The organism is Litorivita sp. NS0012-18 (genome assembly GCF_040371945.1).
Lineage (GTDB): Bacteria > Pseudomonadota > Alphaproteobacteria > Rhodobacterales > Rhodobacteraceae > Litorivita.
The window spans coordinates 2,501-6,281 of record NZ_BAABWS010000011.1 but is presented as its reverse complement, the minus strand read 5'-3'; the positions used below and the strand labels follow the sequence as shown (position 1 = coordinate 6,281).

Annotated in this window: 1 tRNA gene and 2 rRNA genes; all 3 read right to left on the bottom strand. The window is 52.0% G+C overall.

Features of this window, described 5'->3' with window-relative positions:
• Nucleotides 1–74: 74 nt before the first annotated feature.
• Nucleotides 75–151, bottom strand: a tRNA-Met gene (locus ABWV64_RS15915).
• A gap of 93 nt (nt 152–244) precedes the next feature.
• Nucleotides 245–359 (bottom strand): 5S ribosomal RNA (gene rrf / locus ABWV64_RS15910).
• 116 nt (nt 360–475) lie between these two features.
• A 23S ribosomal RNA gene (locus ABWV64_RS15905) occupies nt 476–3,307 on the bottom strand.
• Nucleotides 3,308–3,781: the final 474 nt, after the last annotated feature.

Below are 3,781 nucleotides of genomic sequence, written 5' to 3'. Positions count from 1 at the left end.
GTAGCACCGGCTGGATTGCGAACGCGGAAAGCCGCCCTGGGGCGGCGCGTAGCGTGTTTTTGTTATTGTAAATTTGGTTGCGGGAGTAGGATTTGAACCTACGACCTTCAGGTTATGAGCCTGACGAGCTACCGGGCTGCTCCATCCCGCGACGCTTTGCGGTGCGGCTTGCACTGCTGTTCGCTGATCCTTGTTTTTTTAGGATCTTGAGACACGTTTGAGAGATATCTGGGGATTTTACTAGGTTTGGCGATGACCTACTCTCCCACACCTTAAGATGCAGTACCATCGGCGCAGTAGTGCTTAACTGCCGGGTTCGGAATGGAGCCGGGTGTTTCACTTACGCTATGATCACCAAACCGAGTAAAATCCCCATGTTTTCCAAGTCGCGTACGCTGCTACTGAGGTTGCTGTATGCTGCAACCTTGTAGATTTTGGTGTGTATGCTTTTGTTCCAGTCTTTCTATTACTGGATCAAATCAAGCCTATCGAGCAATTAGTACCAGTCAACTGAACGCGTTACCGCGCTTACATCTCTGGCCTATCGACGTGGTGGTCTTCCACGGCTCTCAGGGATACCTTGTTTTGAGGGGGGCTTCCCGCTTAGATGCCTTCAGCGGTTATCCTGTCCGATCATAGCTACCCAGCACTGCTCCTGGCGGAACAACTGGTACACCAGTGGATCGTTCACCCCGGTCCTCTCGTACTAGGGGCAACTCCTCTCAAGTATCCTACACCCACGGCAGATAGGGACCGAACTGTCTCACGACGTTCTAAACCCAGCTCACGTACCTCTTTAAACGGCGAACAGCCGTACCCTTGGGACCTGCTCCAGCCCCAGGATGAGATGAGCCGACATCGAGGTGCCAAACACTGCCGTCGATATGGACTCTTGGGCAGTATCAGCCTGTTATCCCCGGCGTACCTTTTATCCGTTGAGCGATGGCCCTCCCACTTGGGACCACCGGATCACTATGGCCGTCTTTCGACTCTGCTCGACTTGTCAGTCTCGCAGTCAGGCTGGCTTCTGCCATTGCACTCAACGAGCGATTTCCGACCGCTCTGAGCCAACCTTCGCGCGCCTCCGTTACGCTTTAGGAGGCGACCGCCCCAGTCAAACTACCCACCACACAGGGTCCCGGATCCAGATAATGGACCGCGGTTAGACATCAAGCAAAGCAAGGGTGGTATCTCAAGGGAGGCTCCACGCAAACTGGCGTTCACGCTTCAAAGCCCACCACCTATCCTGCACATGCTTGGCCTGATGCCAGTGTGAAGTTGTAGTAAAGGTGCACGGGGTCTTTCCGTCTAACCGCGGGAAGCCTGCATCTTGACAGGCAATTCAATTTCGCTGAGTCTATGTTGGAGACAGCGGGGAAGTCGTTACGCCATTCGTGCAGGTCGGAACTTACCCGACAAGGAATTTCGCTACCTTAGGACCGTTATAGTTACGGCCGCCGTTTACCTGGGCTTCAATTCAGAGCTCTCACCCCTCCTTTTAACCTTCAGGCACCGGGCAGGCGTCAGACCCTATACGTCGTCTTGCGACTTCGCAGAGCCCTGTGTTTTTAGTAAACAGTCGCCACCCCCTGGTTTGTGCCCCCAGTCAATACTTGCGTAGAAACTGGGCCTCCTTCTCGCGAACTTACGGAGGTATTTTGCCGAGTTCCTTCAACATAGTTCTCTCAAGCGCCTTGGTATTCTCTACCAGTCCACCTGTGTCGGTTTAGGGTACGATCTCATGATGGAGCTATTTCCAGGGACCGCTGAGCCGCCCATTCAATCCGATAAGGATGAACGACCTTTGCGATCCGTCACTTCCATCTGGCCCAGGAATATTAACCTGGTTCCCATCGACTACGCCTTTCGGCCTCGCCTTAGGGGTCGGCTTACCCTGTTCAGATTAGCTTTAAACAGGAACCCTTGGACTTTCGGCGAGAGTGTCTCTCACACTCTTTGTCGCTACTCATGTCATCATTCTCACTAGTGATCTCTCCACCGGATCCCTCACAGGCCGGCTTCACAGAAAGCTCCTTGTGTCCAATCCCACCGAAGTGGGTAAGGACACATGGAACTATGTCACACTACGCTCTGCTACCATGCAATAAATGCATCCTAAGCTTCGGCTCATGGCTTGAGCCCCGTTACATCTTCGCCGCAGGACAACTTATTTAGACCAGTGAGCTGTTACGCTATCTTTAAAGGATGGCTGCTTCTAAGCCAACCTCCTGGTTGTTTTGGTCGTCCCACCTGCTTTCCCACTTAGCCATGAATTGGGGGCCTTAGCTGTAGGTCAGGGTTGTTTCCCTCTCCACTACGGACGTTAGCATCCGCAGTGTGTCTGCCATCTAGTACTCCTCGGTATTCGGAGTTTGGTTAGGATCAGTAAGCCTGTGGGGCCCCATTACCCATCCAGTGCTCTACCCCCGAGGGTATTCGGATGACGCTCTACCTAAATAGATTTCGCAGAGAACCAGCTATCTCCGAGTTTGATTGGCCTTTCACCCCTAGGCACAATTCATCCCGACCTTTTTCAACAGGTGTGGGTTCGGACCTCCAGTAAGTGTTACCTTACCTTCATCCTGATCATGCCTAGATCACTCGGTTTCGGGTCTGATCCACCTAACTCATGCGCCCTATTAAGACTCGCTTTCGCTGCGCCTACACCTAACGGCTTAAGCTTGCTAGATAGACCAAGTCGATGACCCATTATACAAAAGGTACGCCGTCACTTCTCAAGGAAGCTCCGACTGATTGTAGGCGTTCGGTTTCAGGTACTGTTTCACTCCCCTCGTCGGGGTGCTTTTCACCTTTCCCTCACGGTACTGGTTCGCTATCGGTCAGTAAGGAGTACTTAGCCTTCGAAGGTGGTCCTCCGATCTTCAGACAGAATTTCACGTGTTCCGCCCTACTTAATACGTCCTATCGTGCTTCTTATACGGGACTGTCACCCACTATGGTTGGCCATTCCAGACCATTCTAATCACATTCAAGGCTCGGCTGGTCCCCGTTCGCTCGCCGCTACTAGGGGAGTATCAATTGATTTCCTTTCCTCCGGGTACTTAGATGTTTCAGTTCCCCGGGTTTGCTCTTAAAACCCTATGTATTCAGGTTAAAAGTACCTGGTTCAGCAAGATATAAGCTACCGCGAGCGGTAATTATATCAAACTGTCAGGTGGGTTCCCCCATTCAGAAATCCATGGATCAAAGCTTATTCTCAGCTCCCCATGGCTTATCGCAGAGTATCACGTCTTTCATCGCCTCTTACTGCCAAGGCATCCACCAAACGCCCTTTTCGCGCTTGATTTGATCCAGAAAAAGAAAGACTTGCGTCAATCGCGGAGAACGGAAGCTGGTAAGAAACCGTCTCCTTCTTCTGAACCAAAAGCATACTTTCCCGCCCGCCCCGAAGGACGGACAATGAGCATCCCGTGCGGAATGCTCTGGTTAGTGTACTTGACTTGGAAAACTTCATTCTTTTTCTCGAATGCAGACGCCTGGGTGCCCGAGGAAAGGGGCCGTGCCAAACGCTCGCCTCAACCGAACCCGAAGGCCCGCCATCAGCACATTCAAGAGGTGTTTTGCTTACTCGCAAACACCAAATGATGTTTATTTTGATATCTCTCTAAACGATGTCAATGTTCAGACCCGAAGGCCGAACGGTCGTCCGATTGGACGGTTAAACACTCAACAGTGCTTAACGATCTAATCGGTGTGGTGTGTGGAGGACGCTCTCAGTGATTGCCTTGCAATCACTTGCCGCTTGTTCCGCACTTCACTG